The sequence below is a fragment of the Hydrotalea sandarakina genome (assembly GCF_003254115.1).
GTDB classification, from domain to species: Bacteria; Bacteroidota; Bacteroidia; order Chitinophagales; family Chitinophagaceae; genus Hydrotalea; species Hydrotalea sandarakina.
On the sequence record NZ_QKZV01000003.1, the window covers coordinates 36,064 to 57,979 of the forward strand.

A 21,916-nucleotide genomic window follows, 5' to 3' on the forward strand; every position below is an offset into this window, starting at 1 on the left:
TACAGGTTAAAATTAAATTGACCGCAGAACTATGCATGAAAGATTATCATACACAATTAGCTAATGATACTTATTCCCAAATTTCATCTTCGCCTTTTAACCAACGTTTTACAGCTGAAGTGGTAACACTTTTTGGACGTTCAATGGGGAAACCTAAAGCTCTGTCCCAACATAAGTTGGCTAATACGCCCAATGCACGGCTTACCGCAAATAATACAGTGTAAAATTCGTATTCAACCAATCCATAATGTACTAATAAAGCCCCGCTATGCGCATCTACATTTGGCCATGGATTTTTTATTTTACCTAATGATTGTAAGATGGGGGGAACCGTTTCATAAATTTTCCAAACGGTATTCACCAATTTATCATCGGGCATGTGTTTTTTACCAAATTCCATTTGCGCAGTAAAACGTGGATCAGTTTTGCGCAACACGGCGTGTCCATAACCGGGAACCACCTTACCGGCCGCAATGGTTTTTTTCACGTAATCTTCAATTTGTTCTTTTGAAGGATTATCGGTTCCCAATTCTTTCTGCATTTCAAAAATCCACTTAATTACTTCTTGATTGGCTAATCCATGTAATGGACCTGCTAAACCATTCATACCCGCAGCATAACTTAAATAAGGATCGCTTAATGCACTGCCAACCAAGTGCGTAGCATGTGCACTTACATTACCACCTTCATGGTCAGCATGTATAGTCATATACAAACGCATTAATTCTTTAAAGCTTTCATCTTCAAAACCCATCATATGTGCCAAATTACCTGCCCAATCCAATAAACCATCGGGTTGTATATGTTCGTTATTTTTATATTTACGACGATAGATGTAAGCGGCTATGCGCGGTAAACGCGCTATTAAATCCATTACATCATCATAAGTAGGATTCCAATAATCTTTTTTGCTAATGCCTTTTGCGTATTCACGGGCAAAATCGCTTTCCGTTTGCAAAGCCATTACACCCACTACAAACATCGTCATGGGATGTGTTGAAATGGGTAATGCATCAATAGCTTTAAACACATGTGTAGGCACATGGCTTCTACGTTGCCAAACATTGGTTACATGATGTACATCTTCTTCAGTTGGCAATTCACCAATTAACATTAAATAAAATAAACCTTCGGGTAAAGGTTCGCCGTTAGGAATAGCAGTCGGTAAACTTTTTTGTAATTCAGGAATAGAATAGCCGCGAAAACGGATACCTTCTTGCGCATCTAACAAACTGGTTTCAGAAACCAAACCGGTAATGCCCCGCATTCCCTGATAAATTTGAGCAAGTGTTACTTCTCCAATTTTTTTATTACCATGTTCCTTTAATAAATCTTTTATTTCTGCATTGGCTGCATCGGCTTTTAATTTAAACCTTTCTTTAATAATTCCCATAGTGCTAAATTTTATGTTCGAATAATTGTATTTATTGCCTTTTTGAGGTATGCAAGCAAAGAGCTGGCGGCTTAGCTTAACTGATTGAAAAATGGAGTGCAAAATGTTTGCGAACTACACATAACAATTAGCGGCTATAAAGGTAAATGAACTTAACAGTTGTAACAAATGAATTATAGAAATGTTACACTTTTATAACAAGAAATTAATGGGAATGGAAAGGTTATTTGGGCGCTTTTCTATACAAGTAAATAACTACGAATAAAAATAGGAAATTGGGAATCCATGGTGCAATAGAAGGTGGCAAATTGCCTTTAGTTGAAAAAATGGTAGAAAATTTATCTGTAATAATAAAGAGTGCAGCAATAATAAACCCCACTGCCAAATGCAAACCACTGCCCCCCCTTACTTTTCTTCCCGCTACAATAGCACCAATTAAGGTAAGTAAAATAACGGTTATGGGGGTAGCATATCGCCTACCTGCTTCTACTTTTAGTTCATTTAATCCTTCGGCGCCACGCAGTTCCTGTAATTTGATAAAACGAGCCAATTCGGGCGAGGTAAGTTTATCTTTTGTGTATTTATCCTGGCGTATATCAAATGGCGTAAAGTTCAAATTTTTATATAAAGCCGGAATTAACTGCACGTTTTCACCCAAGGGCAGTAAAACACGCTGAACAACATATTCCAATTTCCACTGTTTGGTTAACGTATCCCACGAAATACCTTCGGCACGTGTATTTTTAACCAACTGATTATTGCGAATTTCATCTAAAAATACAGGCCCGCCGCGCTTACTCACCGTATCATAATTATAAATTCCGGCATACGTAAAAGTATCTACTTTCATATAGAAATCGCTGCCACTGCCATTGCGGCTTTTGGTTAGGTTTTCGTATGAAGAATTGGGATCTAAATACTTGGCTTCAAAATTTCCGCGTATTACATTGGCTTTTGGAACAATGTATAAATTGGCTGCCAAAAGCATTAAAGCCAATAAAATACCTGCTATCCAATAGGGTCTTAACCAGCGGTTATAAGTAGTGCCACTGGCCAAAATGGCAACAATTTCACTTCTGCCGGCCATTTTAGAAGTAAAAAATATAACAGCAATAAATATGAATAAAGGAAATAACAAAGCCAGAATATAGGGTACGAAACCAAAATAATACTGTGTAACAATTTCCCGAGCAGTTAAACCCGATTTGGCAAAATCGTCGGCTTTTTCACTAATATCAACTACAACGGCAATTACGGTAAATAGAAATATGGAAAAAAAGAAGGTAGATAAAAATTTATTAATGATATACCAGTCTAATTTTTTCATATTTATTATGCGTCCTTATTAATGAGTGCGATTCAGGCAATGGAAAGATTGGTGGGCACATTGTAGCAACAACACATTTTTCCGTATAAAAAGCCTAAATAAACCGTTGCAAATATAATTGAGATAGCACATGAATGAAGCAGAAACCTGTTAAAGATGGTTCAACGCCATTCAAACCATAAAAAAACATCCATTAAAATGGATGTAGGGGGAACGTATTTCACAGGTAACAGATTAGTAAGTAACGTAAAACTAATTTTAATTTTTTGAAAAGCAAATCAAAAAACTGCACGGTGGATAACTGTTGAATAACTATTGGATTATACACATTTTCTATATAAAAATTATATGTATATTTTATCAATTATTGCAATTAACCCTCCAGAAACCGGTTGAATTACAAGCGTTGCTTTAATATGGGCACCATTTCCTGCTTCCAAGCATAAAAATTGCCGTTTAAAATTTGGTTGCGAGCCTCGCCAACTAACCACAAATAGAAAGAAAGATTATGCAGGCTTGCTATTTGCAAAGCCAAAATTTCATCGGCAGCAAATAAATGCCTTAAATAGGCCTTTGTATAGTAGTTGCTAATGTTAGAAATAAACCCATCATCTATTACTGAAAAATCTGTTGCCCATTTTTTGTTCTTGATATTGATTACCCCTTTTGAAGTAAATAGCATACCGTTACGACCATTTCGGGTAGGCATTACACAATCAAACATATCAACACCCAAGGCAATGCTTTCCAATATATTCCACGGGGTACCTACTCCCATTAAATATCTTGGCTTTTCAACAGGCAAAAATTCACAACAAAGGGCTGTAAAATCGTACATCATAGCTTCCGGCTCACCTACCGATAAGCCACCAATTGCATTACCGGCGGCATTTTTATCAGCTATATATTGAGCTGAAGCAGTTCTTAAATCTTTATAAGTTCCTCCTTGCACAATGGGAAATAAATTTTGTGTGTATCCATATAAATCTGGCGTTTCCTTTAAACGGGCAATACATCTATCCAACCAACGATGGGTTAATTCCATACTATTTTTGGCATATTGATACTCAGAAGGATAAGGTGGACATTCATCAAAAGCCATAATAATATCCGCACCTATATTTCGCTCAATATCCATCACATTTTCGGGTGTAAACAAATGCCTGCTGCCGTCAATATGCGATTGAAAGGTTACCCCCTCTTCCTTAATTTTTCTTTGCGATCCCAATGAAAATACTTGGTAGCCGCCACTGTCGGTTAATATAGGTTTATGCCATCCCATGAATTGATGTAAACCCCCTGCCTTATTTAAAATTTCAATACCGGGACGCAAGTATAAATGGTAAGTATTTCCCAAAATTATTTGCGCCTTAACATCTGCATTTAATTGCTGTTGGGTAACTGCTTTTACTGAACCTACTGTACCCACCGGCATAAAAATGGGAGTTTGAATGGTTCCATGATCGGTAACTATAGTACCTGCCCTTGCTGCACTGGCACTATCCACTTGTTGAATACTAAATTGTAAAGCTGGCATAAGTTTGCAAAAATAAGTGTATGGTGCTTTTGGTGTGCTATTGGAATAAACATGTTTGCAAAAAAGCCATAGGTTACGCAATTGTTATCCACAATATGAATGGTCAGTGCCTACAAGTATGCTTGTCAACTATTTTTGCAGAATGACAATACCTTTACCCTATCCCATTGCATTATATATTTTTATTGCTTTTTGTGCATGCATTGCCATTCAAATATTGTATTATTTATTTTTATTTAGTAAAACGGCATTTTATAAACCAAAAAACTATTATGATGAGGCACTCAAACCTTTATCGGTTATTGTTTGTGCCCGCGATGAGGCGGCGAATTTGGTAAAAAACTTACCGGGCATTTTGGTGCAAGAATATCCTGCAACGCATGAAGTAATTGTTGTGAATGACAATTCAACCGATGAATCGAAATATGTATTAGAAGAATTGAAAGCCGTATTCCCCAATATTCATCATATTGAATTAACACAAGAGGCTAAATTAATTGCCGGAAAAAAATTTCCATTGTCAATTGGTATTAAAAGCGCCAAGTTTGAATATTTGTTATTAACGGATGCGGACTGTGTTCCCGCCAGCGAGCTATGGATGAAGAAAATGCAGGAAGCTTATAAACCCAACACTGAAATAGTATTAGGTTATGGTGCTTATCATAAAAAACCGGGCTTTCTTAATAAAATTATTCGCTTTGAAACGTTTCATACTGCCATTCAATATTTTTCTTATGCTTTAGCAGGAATGCCTTACATGGGAGTGGGTAGAAACTTAAGTTATAAACGCGATGTGTTTATACGCAACAAAGGTTTTTCATCCATGAATCAAATACCCGGCGGTGATGATGATTTATTCATTAACAAAGTAGCTACTAAACACAACACTGCTGTTGTAATTGATCCGGACGCATTTACTCTAAGTGAACCTAAACAAACCTGGCGTGATTGGATGAAACAAAAAAACCGCCACTATTCCACTTCAAAATATTATAAGTTTAAGCATAAGTTTTGGTTGGGCTTATACACTTTCAGCTTTTTTTGTATATATCCATTATTGGCTGCCAGTATAATATTTTTTAATTGGTGGTTGCCATTGTTGGTTTTTGCTTTTAGGTGGTTAATTCAAGGAATCATCTACTATAAAGGCATGAAGAAATTAAATGAATCTGATTTGTTTCCGCTGTTTTGGTTATTCGATATTTGGATGTTTTTTTATTACATATTGTTTTTCCCTGCTTTATGGAAAAAGCCTAAAAAAACATGGAACTAAGCTTTGGCGCTATTAACTTTACCACATGCAGGAAATATTAAAATATTTTGATGAATTTTCGGATAAACAACTACAACAATATAGTGCATTAGCAGCATTGTATAAAGAATGGAATGAGAAGATTAATGTTATATCCAGAAAAGACATTGACAGCATTTATTTACACCATGTACTTCATTCATTAAGCATCGCGGCCATTACATCCTTTCAACCCGGACAGGAAATTATAGATATTGGCTGCGGTGGCGGTTTTCCGGGAATACCATTAGCTATTTTTTTTCCTGAAGTACGGTTTCATTTAGTGGATAGCATTGCCAAAAAACTTACTGTGGTAAATGCTGTTTGCGAGTCGGCAGGTATAACCAACGTTACTACACAACATACACGCGTAGAACAAATTAAGGATAGAAAATTTGATTATGCTATAAGCCGTGCTGTAGCACCTTTAAAAGATTTATGGCAATGGAGCAAACCATTGTTAAAAAAATCAACACCCCATACATCGGAAGATATATTAGCCAATGGATTAATCTGCTTAAAGGGGGGTGATTTGCACGAAGAAATTTCAGCAAGTTTAACCCGGCCAACATTGTATAGCATTTATGATATTTTTCCGGAACCTTATTTTAAAGAAAAGTTTATAGTTTACGTTAAAAAATAAGAGGCACCTATTGAGTGCCTCTTTAATTTTTTGCATCATTTTATTTGGTACCATTAATTCGGGATTACCAACTTGTTATTACTTCTATTAACATCGGCCATACGCTGCGAAGGATCAATTTCAATAGAACGAATATCACCAATATTTCTGTTAATGGTAAAATAATATTCCGGGTCGGTCCATTTCCATTCTTGATGAACTATACGCGGTGTGGCATCTTCGGCGGGTTTTATTCCATACATTAAGTTCATGGGTATATAATGCATTTCAGAAGTACCATCCTTATAAGTAATTAACACATCAATGGGCATAGGCATTTTACCAATGCGTTTTAAAGTAATTTGGGGCTTACCGTTTACCAAATCAATATTACCAATTCCATAATCAATGGTTTTAGTTGAATATATCCAATACTCCTTATACCATTCCAATTCAATGTTGCTTACTTTTTCTGCCACACGGATAAAATCGTTGGCATTTGGGTGTTTAAATTTCCAGGTATTATAATAGGCTAATAACACTTTATTGCGTAAGCTATCGCTGATAATGTAGCCTAATTGCTCTAAAAACACAGCGCCTTTGCTATAGGCGGCTAATGAGTAAGCAAAATTAGTGTTGAAGTGATCGGCATGGGTACTCATGGGTTCTTCATAAGGACTACGCGCTAATGCAAAATAACCGGCATAATTTTCATATTGATTTTTGGGCAGTTTATCAGCATCTTCAATAACCTTATTTTTCAAATAATTCTTAACAGGGATACTGGTGTAGGGCGATTGCTGTGCAAAGTTTTCATTATACCAAGCCATTACTTCAGCTTCGGCATACGAGGTAAACCCTTCATCCATCCAGGGATACAAACTTTCATTGGTACCCAAAATTTGTTGATACCAACTATGCATCCACTCATGAAAAACGGTGCCTAAGCTGGGTCCTTTAATTAAAGTAGCCATGGCGTACTCCATACCGCCATCACCGCCCTGAATAAAGGAATATTGTGGATAGGGATAGGGACCAAAACGTTTTTCCATGTATGGCAATACTTTTTCGGCACTCCACAAAACATTATTCCAAGCGCTATCGGCATGTGCATCACCTGCTTTATAAAATACGTTTAACGTTAAACCGGGTCTAACTTTTTTTGATAAATGTTTATAATCCGGATCAGCAGCCCACACAAAGTCGTGTACGTTATTGCCAATAAAATTCCAAGTAAGTGTGTTGCCTTTATGTTCGGGTACTTTAACACCGGGGGATTCATAACCAAATCCTATTTCATTAGGTTTTTGTAATACGCCGGTTGCTGCAACCATATAATGTTTATCAATAGTAATTTTTACATCAAAGTTTCCCCAAACGCCATAAAATTCACGGGCAATGTAGGGGTTTGCATTCCAACCCTGATAATCATATTCAACCATTTTAGGATACCATTGGCTCATACTATACCGCACTCCTTCTGCATTATCGCGGCCGCTTCTCCTAATTTGTAAAGGAACCTGCGCTTTGAAAGCTACTTTAAAATTAGCTTTACTATTGGGTAAAATTGGGGATGATAGAGGAACCTCTAAAATGGTTTCGTGATAAATCATTTTTTGTTCAACACCATTCATAGTAATACTTGTAACACTATCATAACCAATTTCGTTGGGTTGTAATTTGCTAATTCTGTCTTTTACACGGCTATCCCAATCGGGAATGGGATTACCATTTCTATCTTGCCGAGTAGCTATTTTCCCTAACTCACGGCTTCTAACATCCATACTACTGTTAGGCTGAAAGGCATTCCAGTATAAATGAAAAAATACCCGATGCAAAGTATCAGGCGAATTATTGGTGTAAACAATATTCTCACTGCCTGTAAAGCGATTCGTTACAACATCCATGTTTACATCTATTTGGTAAGCAATGTGTTGTTGCCATCGTTCAGGCTGTGCAAAAAGCATTGATATTGTCCCCAAACCCATCAATAATAAAATTGATATTTTCTTCATCATGTGCAAACAATTTTTAAAATTATATTATTTATATATCACAACAGTATTGAATATGCCTTGCTAATACTGCTTAACAAGGTATAGCAAGGTAAAATAAATATTTTATTTATGCAGTTGAATTTGCTTTATAAAGCAGGCGCATCCTTTTGTAGTTGCCCTTTGGCATTAAAATACAAATAAGTTTTGCGAAATGCGTTTTTGCGAACTTCAATCCGATACAATACTTCATTATTGAGTGAGGTAATTTTTTGTACCAACAAAATTTCCCAATCGTTGAATTTGCTTTTATCGAAACCATCCTTTATCGCATCATTTAATTGATCATAAGGCATTTTGCTAATGGTTTCTAACCATTGGCCCTTGTTGTTGTACTTCACTTGCATTACCGTATCGCTATTTTGAAAATTTGCTTGAAAATTGGTAAGGTTATCTTTCCAACTAACCTGCGCAGCTTTAGGAAATTGCTTAGCAAATGCATCTGTTACTTCAGATGGAATTTTTCTTAATTGGGCTTGAGAGGATATAGAAAAGCCAAAGAAAAGAACAGCAAATGCAACGATTATTCTTTTTATTTTCATACAGTATTTATTTTGCATATTAAGAAATTAGTCATTTTTGCCTTCAATTACCAGCACTATTTCACCTTTAACACCATGCTCCTGAAAATAATTATGCACTTCAAGCAATGATCCGCGTATATGCGTTTCAAACATTTTAGATATTTCTCTACTCACTGAACAATTTCGCGATTCGCCGAAATAATTCATTAATTCGAATAATGTTTTTTGTAGCCGCATAGGGCTCTCATATAAAATAATTGTTCGTTCTTCCTGCGCCAATTTTGTTAATAAGGTATGTCTGCCTTTTTTGGGTGGCAAAAAACCTTCAAATGCAAAGCGATGAGCAGGTAACCCACTTACTACCAATGCAGGAACAAAAGCAGTTGCGCCGGGTAAACAAAGTACATTGATATTGTTTTGTACACAAGCTCTTACTAACAAGAATGCCGGATCGGAAATACCCGGTGTACCTGCATCGGTTATTAATGCAAATACTTTACCCGACTGCATTTGCGAAATTAAATGGGGAACTATTTTATGTTCGTTATGTTGATGGTAAGGCGAAACCGGTTTTTGAATTTGGTAATGTTGTAATAAGCGGGCTGAAGTACGGGTGTCTTCACACAAAATAACATCGGCACTTTGTAAAACTTCTATGGCACGAAAAGTAATGTCTTTTAAATTACCTACAGGTGTAGGAACTAAATATAAGCTAACCTTTTGCTGGTTTGTTGATTGTTGTACTTCCGCCATTACAAATACTTAATTAACCCTGCACCATTTCAATTTCATAAAATTCCATAACAGGGTTGGCTAATAATTTTTTGCAGGCTTCTTCTGCTTTAGTTTTAGCGCTTAATTCAGATTCGGCCTCAATTTGAAGTGTTATATGTTTACCAATTCTTACATCGGAAATTCCATTTAAACCCAAGTTGTGTAAACCGCCTAATACTGCTTTTCCTTGCGGATCTAATAAATCTTTTAATGGCATTACTTTAATTTGCACGTGGTAGGTCGTCATGATGTGATGCTTTGTTTTAAAAGCAAAGATAAAACTACATAAGCTATAAAAGTTACCGGTACGGCCATCCATCCTAAAAATAGTGCAATGATAACAGCAATTAGCGCCAATATTAGGAATGGCCATAATTTTTTAAATTCCAATTTTTTAAATTTCAATGCCATCATAGGCGTCTTAGCAACCATTAAGTAACTCAAAATAATAATTGCGGCATACAAAAACCACTTGTTTACCATTAACTCAATTAACCATGCCTTGTTAGAAAACCAATAAATTAAAGGAAAAGAAGCAACACATAAACCAACTGCAGGAATAGGTACGCCCTTAAAATAGTGGGTTTGTGTATCATCTATATTAAAGCGAGCCAAACGAAAAGCACCCGCACAAGGAATTAAGAAAGCAGGCAGTAACCATAAAACTGATACATCTAATCCATTAGGTTGTCCTGCGTAAGCCCTGCGTAAAAACTCATAAAAAATCATTCCCGGTGCAACACCAAAGCTAACCACATCAGAAAGTGAATCCAATTGTTTGCCTAATTCAGAAGTGGCCTTTAATGCACGAGCCACTAATCCATCTAAAAAATCAATTACAGCGGCTATGCCAATACAAACACTTGCCCAAAATATTTTTTGTGGAATTTCTACGGTTTGTTGACCTGTGTCATCAACACTTAACATTAAACCGGGTTGTAATATTACAACGATGGCAATACAACCAAAAACCAAATTTAACAGCGTAAAAATGTTGGGAATTTGTTTGTGCATAACAGGGTTATAATAAATTGGTTTTATTTTTTATGTTGCATTAATTTTTCAATTTCTTCTACCGTAATGGGAATATTTTTCATTAAATCGGTATTACCATTTTTGGTAATCCAAACATTATTTTCAATGCGCACACCCATTTTTTCTTCTTCAATATAAATACCGGGTTCAACGGTAAATACCATACCCGCAGTTACGGGCTGCAGGCGATTGCCTAAATCGTGTACGTCAATACCTAAATGATGCGAAATACCATGATACAAATATTTGCGATAGGCCGGATTATTTTTGTCTTCATTTTTAACATCAGCTTTGTTCAATAAACCAATTTTTAAAAACTGTTTAGTTGCCTCTTCCCCTACTTTGTCATGATAATCGGATAGTAATATACCGGGTTTTAAAATTGATTTTGCATAGTTATGTAAGTGCAAACAAGCATTGTACACTTCTTTTTGTCGTTTTGTAAATTTACCATTTACAGGAACTGTTCTGGTTAAGTCGGCGCAATAACCACCATATTCTGCTCCAAAATCCATTAAAACGAGGTCGCCGTCTTTACATTCCTGATTGTTGAAAATATAATGTAATGTTCTTGCATTGTCACCACTGGCTATAATGCTGTGATATGCCGGCCCTTCGGCACGCTGACTTAAAAAGCTTCTGTAAATTTCTGCTTCAATTTCATATTCCATTACACCGGGCTTAATGAATTGTAAAAGATGCCGAAAAGTATTTTCCGTAATATCAATAGCTTTTTGAATAACCGCTACTTCTTCTTTGGATTTAATACTTCGTAATTGCTTTAATATTTTGGCTGCCCGTTTATATTCGTGTAAAGGATAACGCGCTTTCATTTCATCAATAAACCTGTACTCATTTGTACGAATCAGCGATGCTTTTCTGTCGTTTTCATTTGAATCGAGATAAATGGTATCAACACTGTGTATCCATCCCTGCAACAAAGCTTCTATGCTATCTAACCATACAATGGTTTCAATACCGGAAATAGCCTGTGCTTCTGAAATGCGTAGTCTTTTTCCATCCCATTTTTCTTTTAGTTCATTGGGCCTTACTAAAACCAAAACTTCTCGGTATTTCTTTTCAGGATTATCCGGATAAAGAATAACCATGCTATCTTCCTGACTAATACCGCTTAACCAATATAAATCGCTATTTTGTTTAAAGGGATGTAAAGCATCACCATTAACAGGGAATGCATCATTGCTAACAAAAATGGCAATGCTGTTGGGTTCCATGGCTTTTATAAAACGATGCCTGTTTTCAGTAAACAATTCGGCAGGTAAAGGCAAATTTTTCATATGCAAAATTTAAAATGGAAAGATAATTCATTCAAGCGAATACTATTGTAATTTATGAAAGGCATTAACAGTTATTTACCATGATGCATAAAAATAAAATTAAATAAAAAACTAAATTAATTTTAAAATTTGTTATGATATTAAAAACAAACTAAGAAGCTTATCCGAAATAAATAACCATTTAAAACCGATTAAATTGTAATAAAACGGCAATAGATAGCATGAAACTGTTAGTTTATAGCTATACATTTGAGTTTCATAATGTTAATTTTTCAAAATATTTCACGAACCCCCGATTCTTCGGGGGTTCCTGTTTTACATAGCCTTATTGGAAAATGCCAAAGGCAATAAGCTCGTTGCATTTTCTACAACAATAATCTCACCCCATTTGGAAGCTAAAATTAAACGCATGGTATGACCATAACGACTTTGGTGCTCTATTATAGCCTGCCGACACATTCCACAAGGAGAAATAGGTTGCAGGCTGTTATTTCTATTTGTGTCATAAGTAATAGCCATAGTAGTAATGTATGCTTCAGGAAATAATGCTGCGGCGGAAGCCAATAAACTTCTTTCCGCGCAAATACTTACCGGATAACTGGCGTTTTCCTGATTGGTTCCCGTAACTATTTCGCCATTGCTTAATAAAGCAGCAGCCGAAACTCGAAACTGAGAATACGGTGCATATGCTAAAGCAGTATTATGCCTTGCTTTTTCCACTAACTTGGCATCTGACTCAGATAATTCATTGATGTCATTATAAACCTGAAAGGTAAATTCAATGTGCTTTTGGTGCATGTAATACAATTTTAGTCAAGCAATTATTACCAATAAAAAATCCTTGTATTAAATACAAGGATTTAAAAAAGTGAAAATAAAGATAACTAATTTATTGATTTAAATATTCGTTTCCATCTTGGACCATTATCCCAACTAAACCAAATGAGTGAGGCTTTTCCTACAATGTTAGGTTCGGGTACAAAGCCCCAAAAACGGCTATCTTGACTATTATGTCTATTATCACCCATCATCCAGTAGTAATTGTAACGGAAGGTGTATTGCGTTTCAGGCTTTCCATCAATAATAAAAGTTCCATCTTTTTCTTCTAAAGAATGATGTTCATATACACGAATTAAACGTCTGTAAAAAGCAATATTATTGGGAGTTAGTGTAACGGTAGCGCCTTTTTTAGGAATATAAATAGGACCATAGTTATCTACTCCCCATCCTAAAGAAAGCTGGTAAGGAAAAATACTGTAAGTAGCTTCTGAAGAATCAAAGGGAATAACAAAGCGTTCAACCGAAATAACGTTAGGCACTTTGCGTAGAGTAGTAGCATCATCATGCGTTAATGGCATGTAATAAGCACCGCTTTGGCGAAACATATTTTGCAAATCTTCGTGCAATTGTTCGGTTTTTTCATCATTTCGAACGTCAATATTGTACTGAGATTTCAATAAGTCGAAATCGAGTGGACGGCCATTGGTTTTTACAACGTAAGTAGTTTGTGAATATTTAGGTTGGAATGCTCTTTGACCATTTACGTAAAGAATGCTTTCTTTTACTTGAACAGTATCGCCCGGCATACCAACGCAACGTTTAATATAATTATCGGTTTTATCCATTGGGTGAACAATGATATTATCGCCAAATTGTTGCCAAACAGCTTCACGCCCTTGCCTGCGAACAAAATCATAATAAGGTTGTGCCGAACCATAACCCGGTAAATTAATAATGGTATCGCCTTCGGGAAAGTTGAATACTACCACATCATTTCTTTTAATAGGTGCATAACCCGGCAAGCGCATATATTTTAATTTAATCCAGGTTAAATACGAAGGTGTTGTTTCACTGAATGGCATGGTATTATGAACAAATGGAAATGATAATGGTGTTTCAGGAATACGAGGCCCGTATGCCATTTTGTTTACAAACAAAAAGTCGTGCACCATTAATGTTTTTTCCATACTTCCCGTTGGAATTACATAAGCTTCAAAAATAAACGTGCGAATAATAGTTGCCGCTACTATAGCAAATACGGCAGCGTCAATCCATTCACGTGCAGCTGATTTTTTATATTGCTTTACAACTTTTTCACCACCCCATTTTGCATTAGCCGAAAAACCTAAATAAGGGAAATAAATAAATGGTAGGAATACAACTAGGCTGTGTTCAATTAAATTAAACCTTCCAAAATGCATGGTAAAAATAATGGTTATCCAAATTGTAATGAATTGCCCTGCAATAGGAATGAATTGCAACCAAAACCACCATTTTTTTATATTACATTTTTCAACAATTAGCCAGGTATTGTAAAATGGAATAAATGCTTTCCAAGCCTCTATTCCCGCTTTTTGAAACATGCCATACATTCCAACATGCCAACCTATAATACCAATAATAAAGAGTGCTATACCCATACGTAAGTTTTAAATAACGCTATATTTTCTTTTGTTTTTTTGCTTTTAACAATGTTACAAAGCTTGGTTTAGATTTGTTAAACAAAACCCAAACTTATATTAAGCCGGTAAAGCATAGTTGGTTACATCGTCAACAGTGATGGTTTTACCCGATAATATCACTAACCTTTCAATTACATTCCGTAATTCACGAATGTTACCCGACCATTTTTTGTTTTGTAATGCTTCTATGGCTTTTTTATCAATCGCTTTTTTTGCTTCACCATATTCCTCGGCAATATCTTCTAAAAATTTTTCAATTAATAAAGGAATATCTGAAACTCTTTCATTTAATGATGGTACGTGTATTAGAATAACGCTTAGCCGATGATATAAATCTAATCGGAAATTTTTTGCTTCCACTTCCTCCAATAAATTTTTATTGGTAGCGGCAATTACCCTAACATCCACATTAATTTCTTTATCGCCACCAACTCTGGTTATTTTTCCTTCTTGCAAAGCTCTTAATACTTTAGCTTGTGCCTGAAGGCTCATATCGCCAATTTCATCGAGAAACAAGGTGCCACCGTTAGCTTGCTCAAACTTGCCAATACGTTGTTTAATGGCAGAGGTAAAAGAGCCTTTTTCGTGACCAAATAATTCACTTTCAATCAATTCGCTCGGTATAGCTGCACAGTTTACTTCAATTAAAGGTGCACTGGCTCTATTGCTTTTTTCATGTAACCAACGGGCTACCAGTTCCTTTCCGCTTCCATTTTCGCCGGTTATTAAAACACGGGCATCGGTGGGTGCTACTTTATCAATTGTATCTTTAATTTTTTGAATAGCTTCGCTTTCACCAATAATTTCCTGAACCCTGCTTATTTTTCTTTTTAAAACTTTGGTTTCCTTTACTAAGGTTGTTTTATCCAAAGCATTGCGAATGGTTATGAGCAATCTGTTTAAATCGGGTGGTTTTGAAATATAATCAAAGGCACCTTTCTTCACGGCATCTACAGCTGTTTCAATATTACCATGCCCACTAATAATAATGATGGGCACTTCCGGCTTTTCAAGCAATGCCTTCGATAAAAACTCAATGCCATCCATTTTGGGCATTTTTATATCGCATAATACCACATCGAAAGTTCCGGCTACAAATTTTTTCCAACCATCTTCTCCATCAACTGCCTCTTCTACCTTGTAGCCTTCATTACTAAGAATATCTTTGAGCACACTTCTAATAGCACGTTCGTCATCTATTACCAAAATTTGTGACATATAACTACTTATAGTTTTTGCTAAGATAAGTGTTTCGTAATTGTTTTAAACAGAACCACTGTTAAAGCCGCCTAAAGCTGTAATTGACAACCTATATAGAAGTTACGTAATGGAGCAGGATTATAATAGCGGCCACCAGCTGCATTAATATCATTTCCCAGGCTATATTGCTGATTTAGTAGATTATCTGCTCCTACAAATGCATTCAATTGCCATTTTCCCCATTGAAAGTTCTTGCCCATTTTCAGTTGTAAATTTTGATAGCTATTAGCAAATACTGAGTTGGCATCATTTAAAGGAATTGCACTTGTTGCAAATAGCATGATATGCAAATAGTATGCATTGCGGGTATGCACATCAATTCTGCCGCTAAAATTATTTTTGGGCACACCTGTTACGCCATTTCCAGAATAATCGGTATTGCCTTGTTTGTAATTATAAAAGTGATATGGTTGATAGCTATAGCTTCCCCAAACAGACAATTTTTTTATTAGCTTAAAAGGCTGTTGCAAAATTTTATAATGAGCAGTTACCTCAACTCCCTTTTCCATGGCCCCCCCGGCATTGACAAAATATTGCTGACCCTGTGCATTAATACGCATCACTATGGCATTTTGCAATTGAAACCGATAGGCTGCCACGTCAAACTGCAATGCATTATTGAGTAGGCTACCTTTAAATCCTGTTTCTAAGTTCCAGCCATATTCAGGTTTCAATTCGGAATGAAAAATTCTGTCCTGCGGAAAAAACTCGGCCAAAGTGGGTGGCGAAAAACCTTTAGCGGCAATACCGTACCAAGTTATAGAGCTATTAATTGCATAACTTACCGAAAAACGCGGTGTTATTACTTGTTGGCTTTGTGTTCGCAAGTCGTGCAACATAGTAGTATCAGTTAATCTGCGATAACTGAGTAACTGATTATTATAACTGAGTCCGGCACTAAAAATTAATTTGTACAATTTGATTTGTAATTGAGAAAAGAGATACCACTGATTAGCAAATAAGTTATCTTTAAATTGAACTGGTCCTGCAACACCATTTAAGTTGTAATAATCATCAATTCGGGAATGATTATAAAGCCATTCTCCCCCATTGATCCAAGTTACATTGAATTGTTTTTTTTGCAAACGATAAATAAATTGTTCGGATAAACCGGTATTGGTTTCATCTCTATTTTCATATTTAGTTAAAAACGGATTGGTAATGGCATTGTGATTTAACATAACAGTGGCCTCATTAGAAAATGCAGAACTGATTTTCCATGTATGATGCACTCCCACCAAACCTGTTTTATCATATATAGCAGATTTTTGTTGTACAGCACCGGGAATATTACCCGATGGTGGTCTTGCAGAAGTAGGATTTTTAAGCATTTCAGCCAATGTTAAACCTCCCGGCGTTTGGTAATACATATTGGTATAATAGGCTAAAACATCAAAGGTTTGCGAATTTGTTTGCCATTTTCCTACCCAATTATAAGTATCCCTTCTAACGGCACTCTGTTGACGATAACTGTTTGATTGTAAATGGCTTTGCTGTAAGGTTGATGCAAATTGTTTGCTTTGATAGGTGTAACCTGTGTTTTCAGCCATCAAACCATATGAGCCTGCTGTGATACCTGCTGTTACATGATGTTGTGCCTCATTACTAAAATTAGGTAGTGAATTCATTAATAATACACCGCCTGTTCCTGCCCCATAAACACTGGAAGAAGGGCCTTTGATAATTTCCATGCTATTAATCTGGCTAACATCAATTAAATTCAAATAGGTATTTCCACCACCATCGGTAATGGGAATATTATTCCAATAAACTTTTACATTTCGTACACCAAAAGGTGAACGAAGTGTACTTCCCCTAATGGAAAGACGATAACTACCGGGAGAACGTTCTTCCATTCTTACCCCGGCTACTGAGTTAATGGCAGGCAGTAAACTGGTAGGCGCAGTTTTTTCTATATCCGAATGATTAATAATTGCAACAGCAGCAGGTGCCTCTTTCCATTTATTATTCAGCATAAATGCATGTACCGTTACATCGGCCAATGTATCATTACCAAAATCAATCCGGTTATTTGCTGTTTGTGCACTAACTTGTTGAATAAATAATATGCCGATTATTAATACTAAATATTTCATTATTAGCATCCACTATTAAAACGCCTGTAATTACAGGTATAAAATTATGCCATTTAACTTGCCTTTACCGTTGTTAACTCAATAATTAATTGAGCAAAAAAAATCCCGAAAAACTTCGGGATTTTATATTAAAAATAATTGCACTTATTTTTTCATATACATCACTTCCTTAGCTAACTTAACGGTACGCTCAACATCAGGAATGGCTAAAGCGGCTAAGTTAGGCGCGTAGTGCATAGGTGCATCAGCACTTGTAATTCTGCGTATGGGTGCATCTAAATAGTCGAAACCCTCTTTTTGAATACGATATGAAATTTCAGAACTTACGGAAGCAAATGGCCATTGCTCTTCTACAATTAATAAACGATTGGTTTTCTTAACACTTTCTAAAATGGTTTGCCAATCTAAAGGGCGAATGGTTCTAAGGTCAATTACTTCGGCACTTACCCCTTCTTTTTCCAGTTCAGCAGCAGCACCTAAAGCAACTTTCATCATTTTATTAAAAGAAACGATGGTAATATCCTTACCTGATTTTTTGATATCGGCTTTTCCAATGGGAATATAATATTCTTCATCAGGAACTTCACATTTATCACCGTACATTACCTCACTTTCCATGAACACTACCGGATCTTCTTCATAACGTATGGCTTGTTTCAACAAACCCTTTGCATCATAACCATTAGAAGGAGAGATTACTTTGATCCCGGGAATATTGGCATAATAACTTTCAAAAGCAGTTGAGTGTTGCGCACCTAATTGACCGGCACTACCGTTAGGCCCTCTGAATACAATGGGACAGGAAATTTGTCCCCCACTCATGGCTAACATTTTTGAGGCGGTATTCAAAATTTGGTCTAAAGCCAAAACAGCAAAATTCCAAGTCATAAACTCAACAATCGGTCTTAATCCGTTTTGAGCAGCTCCAACGGCAACGCCTGCAAAACCCAATTCCGTAATGGGTGTATCTATGACACGCTTAGCACCAAATTCTGCTAACATACCCTGGCTAACTTTGTAAGCACCATTATATTCAGCTACTTCTTCACCCATTAAAAACACTCTTTCATCTCTTCTCATTTCTTCTTGCATGGCCTCTCTTAGTGCCTCTCTAAAAGCTATTGATCGCATAAAATTATCGGTTAGTGAAAATTGAGTAGCAAAAATAGAAGATTATCGGGTATAAAACCAAAAACAGGCTATTTCATCCATAAAAAAGCCCTTTGAAAAGTTTTCAAAGGGCCATTTTTTAAAAAATTAAGTTAGGTATTAAAAAACATTATAACCGTAACTGATGTAATACAATCCGCCAATTTGGGCATTACCAAAGCCATTGGTATAGTAATGGTTCAACAAATTGGTTCCACCAATTTTAATCATTGATTTAGTTGCAGGTAATTTAAATGTAATTACCCCATCAATAGTTGAAAAAGAGGGAACGGTACCGGTACCGAAAGTACCTTCATAATAAAAGCTGTCTTGATAATGGTACATTAAACTAAAGCCCAAGCGGTTGTTCAACAAAAATCCGGAATTGCTGAAGCCAATGTTTGTTCTGATTTTTGGAGTATTAAAATAAGATACAAAACCGGAAGGAAGGCTGCCAATTTGATCGGAATACAAATTAGCATTCAAAGAGAAGTTCCTGGGCAATAAATATTGCACAGAGGCACCCCAACCATTTGTAGAAACATTACCCGGTGTATTTACGGAAATACTGTAAATGGTACGTGTTGCTGCGGCATTACCTGAACTTCCATTTGGATTTAAGCCTAACAAACCTAAAGGTGAACCATTTTGAGATTGTACTACCGTTACACTACCCAAAAAGTCTTTGTAAGAAGCCCAATATGCATAAACATCAATTAATAATTTTTGTGCTATTAAGCCTTTGTATCCTACTTCAAATGAATTAGAAGATTCCGGCTTAAATTTTCCGAAATTTTGAACCTGCAATAATCCAGGATTGGGTGTACCGGCTTGAACTGATGCACCAAAGGCTTGCACGCTTGCCAAGGTATAAGAAGGATTATTATTGAAGTTATAATAATTACGCAATTGTGGCAAACCGCCCATTAAGCGCGTACCTCCACTTACTAACAAATTGATCCATTGGTTTTGCGTAGATGGGAAACGATAAGCGGTTTGATAAGAGAAACGGAGATTATGATTTTTGGCCAGTTTTACAACTGCAGAAAAACGAGGTGTGAATTTTCCATCGAAATTGCTGTTTTTATCATAACGTCCGGAAGCTGTTAATTTTAATACATCATTGAACAATTGTTGTGACAGCTGAGCATATGCGCCTACTTCATTAATATATATTTTGCCTGCTGTATCAGCAAATAAAGTTCCTTGAGAATTTAAAGCATATTGTTTCCAGTTTCCACCCACTAACAAATCTGTTTTAGTTTTTTCCAAACCTAATGCATGAGTTAAATTGTACTGTCCTTCAACCATATACAATGCTGTTCTATCCACAAACAAAGCGCCGCCTTTGGAAATAGGAGTTTGTACAATTTTTTGGAATAATGGATTATTATAAATAGCACCGGTGGGCCTACCAGAAGCGGCATCAGTTGCTGCACGGGCATACATTTGTGCAGCAGCGTCACTTAAAGCAGCTCCGCCTAAAGCAACCGGCAATCTTGACTTAATATAATTCTGAGTGTATTGTGAAAACCATCCTGTTGGTCCGCCACTGGGTAACAATGCTTCATTGAATAAACGAGCAGCAATGGTTGAGTTGTAAGAATCACCGGCATTTTCTTGTGTTGTGTATGCTCTTAAAAACCAATTTTTATTCCTCATTTCAATTTTATATTGCCCCATTTTCAGATTCTTTAAAGCATATCTGTCTGAACCTGTATAAACGGTACTACCGGTACCCCAGTTACCCTCGGCAATTAAATCGGTGCGGCTGTTAATCTTATAAACTGCCTGACCTGAAATTTTAAAATTGTAGGTAGTAGGCGCAATTACATATTTTTCATCGAACCCTGTACGAGAAACATTTTGATTAGGCGGTATGGTAGATACGATATTGTTAATAACGGAACTTGGTACTCCTTGTGCAATGAAAGCTTGTCCAACTTGTTGTGCTAAAGTGTTAAAAGTAATACCACCTGCATTTACTAAATTGGTTTCATCACCATAAACGTTTACACCATCATAAGCGGGGTCCGAATCGCGAGTACCCGGAATAACCTGACCGTTAGGTGTACCTGTGGTACGGGAATAATCGCGTTTATCGTTTGCCACCCAATCTTGCGCTTGAACATATTGAGATGCGATTTTGAAAGCGAATTTGTCAGAAACTTTTTTAGCCCAGCGCATACTCCAATCATAATAAGGTGCAGCATTGCGTTGGTAATTATCAACATGGTTTACTCCTTGCTTAATTTGAAAACTTAAACCCTGGTATTTAAAAGGATCTTTACTGTTGATTAATACAGTACCATTCATTCCCCCCGGACCATACAAAGCTGAAGATGCCCCCGGTAGCAATTCAATGCTTTCTACGTCTAACTCTGTTAAACCAATTACCCCACCTACCGGGAAGTTTAAACCGGGTGCCTGGTTATCCATTCCATCTACAATTTGGTTTAAACGCAAATTACCATTCACATTAAAACCACGGGTACCCACTGATTTAAATGTTAAACTGGAAGCTACCACATCAACACCATTTAAATTGCCTATAATATCATAGTAGCTGGAAGCCGGTGCCTGACGAATAGTTGATGCACCTACTCTTTCAATAGTTACAGGTGATTCTATAATTTTTTCAGGAACACGTGAAGCGGCAACAACCACTTCTTCACCTAAAGCATAATGAGGTTGAATACTTGTTTCGATAGGTGAGCCTGTGAAATTTACTTCTTTTGTGGTATAACCAACAGAAGAAATAACAAGTGTGAATGGAGGTTTTTGCGAGGTGGTAAATTTAAAATACCCTCTTTCATCGGTGTAAGCACCACTGGTACCTCCTTTAATAGTTACAGAAACAGAAGATACAGTTTCATTATTGTTGGCATTTTTAATAACCCCACTTACAACAGTAGGTTCCTGGCCAATAGATAGCTGTGGAAAAATTATCCAACATACCAAACATAATGAAAGCACCAATTGTAATTTTCTCATATGGCAGATTTTGTTTTTAGCAATATAAAAAAATGTTGGCTGAATAAAAAAATTATTAAAAAAATAATTGTAAAAAAAATTGAGAATTAAACACATCGCA

At 36.2% G+C, this 21,916-nt stretch carries 17 protein-coding genes; 2 read left to right on the forward strand and 15 right to left on the reverse strand.

The genetic code is table 11. The features are described from left to right. Positions 1–70: 70 nt before the first annotated feature. The 3 genes from LX80_RS05335 to tgt all read right to left on the reverse strand — a co-directional run bounded on the left by LX80_RS05335 (position 71) and on the right by tgt (position 4,257). Positions 71–1,393, reverse strand: coding sequence for a citrate (Si)-synthase, eukaryotic (locus tag LX80_RS05335; RefSeq protein WP_111294037.1), 1,323 nt, complete (start codon positions 1,391–1,393; stop codon positions 71–73). Positions 1,394–1,616: 223 nt separating this feature from the next. Beyond that, on the reverse strand, positions 1,617–2,720 hold the full coding sequence (locus tag LX80_RS05340; RefSeq protein WP_111294038.1) for an LptF/LptG family permease: 1,104 nt from the start codon (positions 2,718–2,720) through the stop codon (positions 1,617–1,619). A gap of 397 nt (positions 2,721–3,117) precedes the next feature. Continuing rightward, positions 3,118–4,257: a tRNA guanosine(34) transglycosylase Tgt gene (gene tgt, locus LX80_RS05345; protein WP_111294039.1), complete on the reverse strand. Its 1,140-nt coding sequence runs from the start codon at positions 4,255–4,257 to the stop codon at positions 3,118–3,120. A 142-nt stretch (positions 4,258–4,399) separates the two neighbouring features. Here tgt and LX80_RS05350 point away from each other — a divergent pair, with 142 nt between their 5' ends. Next, complete coding sequence (locus LX80_RS05350; RefSeq protein WP_111294040.1) at positions 4,400–5,530, forward strand: glycosyltransferase; 1,131 nt, start codon at positions 4,400–4,402, stop codon at positions 5,528–5,530. 25 nt (positions 5,531–5,555) lie between these two features. Continuing rightward, positions 5,556–6,191 carry a 16S rRNA (guanine(527)-N(7))-methyltransferase RsmG gene (gene rsmG / locus LX80_RS05355; protein WP_111294041.1) on the forward strand — a complete coding sequence of 212 codons (636 nt, stop codon included), beginning with the start codon at positions 5,556–5,558 and terminating at the stop codon, positions 6,189–6,191. A 53-nt stretch (positions 6,192–6,244) separates the two neighbouring features. Here the strand turns inward: rsmG and LX80_RS05360 are convergent, their stop codons facing one another. From LX80_RS05360 to LX80_RS05415, 12 genes are all read right to left on the reverse strand, one after another. Next, positions 6,245–8,188, reverse strand: coding sequence for a M1 family metallopeptidase (locus tag LX80_RS05360; RefSeq protein ID WP_245897995.1), 1,944 nt, complete (start codon positions 8,186–8,188; stop codon positions 6,245–6,247). A 125-nt stretch (positions 8,189–8,313) separates the two neighbouring features. Next, complete coding sequence (locus LX80_RS05365) at positions 8,314–8,766, reverse strand: PepSY-like domain-containing protein (protein WP_170120385.1); 453 nt, start codon at positions 8,764–8,766, stop codon at positions 8,314–8,316. Between the two features lie 27 nt (positions 8,767–8,793). After that, positions 8,794–9,501, reverse strand: a complete 708-nt coding sequence (gene rsmI, locus LX80_RS05370) for a 16S rRNA (cytidine(1402)-2'-O)-methyltransferase (protein WP_111294043.1) — start codon at positions 9,499–9,501, stop codon at positions 8,794–8,796. A 13-nt stretch (positions 9,502–9,514) separates the two neighbouring features. Further along, positions 9,515–9,769, reverse strand: coding sequence for a phosphoribosylformylglycinamidine synthase subunit PurS (gene purS, locus LX80_RS05375; protein WP_111294044.1), 255 nt, complete (start codon positions 9,767–9,769; stop codon positions 9,515–9,517). Continuing rightward, positions 9,766–10,536: a CDP-alcohol phosphatidyltransferase family protein gene (locus LX80_RS05380; RefSeq protein ID WP_111294045.1), complete on the reverse strand. Its 771-nt coding sequence runs from the start codon at positions 10,534–10,536 to the stop codon at positions 9,766–9,768. Before LX80_RS05380 ends, purS begins: the two co-directional genes overlap by 4 nt. Positions 10,537–10,559: 23 nt before the next feature. Further along, the gene (locus LX80_RS05385; protein ID WP_111294046.1) at positions 10,560–11,855 is read right to left on the reverse strand and encodes an aminopeptidase P family protein; all 1,296 of its coding nucleotides are present in this window, start codon (positions 11,853–11,855) and stop codon (positions 10,560–10,562) included. A 315-nt stretch (positions 11,856–12,170) separates the two neighbouring features. Continuing rightward, positions 12,171–12,653, reverse strand: coding sequence for a cytidine deaminase (locus LX80_RS05390; protein WP_111294047.1), 483 nt, complete (start codon positions 12,651–12,653; stop codon positions 12,171–12,173). 86 nt (positions 12,654–12,739) lie between these two features. Beyond that, on the reverse strand, positions 12,740–14,275 hold the full coding sequence (lepB, locus tag LX80_RS05395) for a signal peptidase I (protein WP_111294048.1): 1,536 nt from the start codon (positions 14,273–14,275) through the stop codon (positions 12,740–12,742). 99 nt (positions 14,276–14,374) lie between these two features. Then, positions 14,375–15,535 (reverse strand): sigma-54-dependent transcriptional regulator, encoded by a 1,161-nt coding sequence (locus tag LX80_RS05400; protein WP_111294050.1) that lies wholly within the window; start codon positions 15,533–15,535, stop codon positions 14,375–14,377. A gap of 71 nt (positions 15,536–15,606) precedes the next feature. Then, positions 15,607–17,673 carry a TonB-dependent receptor gene (locus LX80_RS05405; RefSeq protein WP_170120386.1) on the reverse strand — a complete coding sequence of 689 codons (2,067 nt, stop codon included), beginning with the start codon at positions 17,671–17,673 and terminating at the stop codon, positions 15,607–15,609. 144 nt (positions 17,674–17,817) lie between these two features. Further along, positions 17,818–18,804, reverse strand: a complete 987-nt coding sequence (locus LX80_RS05410; protein WP_111294055.1) for a pyruvate dehydrogenase complex E1 component subunit beta — start codon at positions 18,802–18,804, stop codon at positions 17,818–17,820. A gap of 138 nt (positions 18,805–18,942) precedes the next feature. After that, positions 18,943–21,816 carry a TonB-dependent receptor gene (locus tag LX80_RS05415; protein ID WP_170120387.1) on the reverse strand — a complete coding sequence of 958 codons (2,874 nt, stop codon included), beginning with the start codon at positions 21,814–21,816 and terminating at the stop codon, positions 18,943–18,945. Positions 21,817–21,916: the final 100 nt, after the last annotated feature.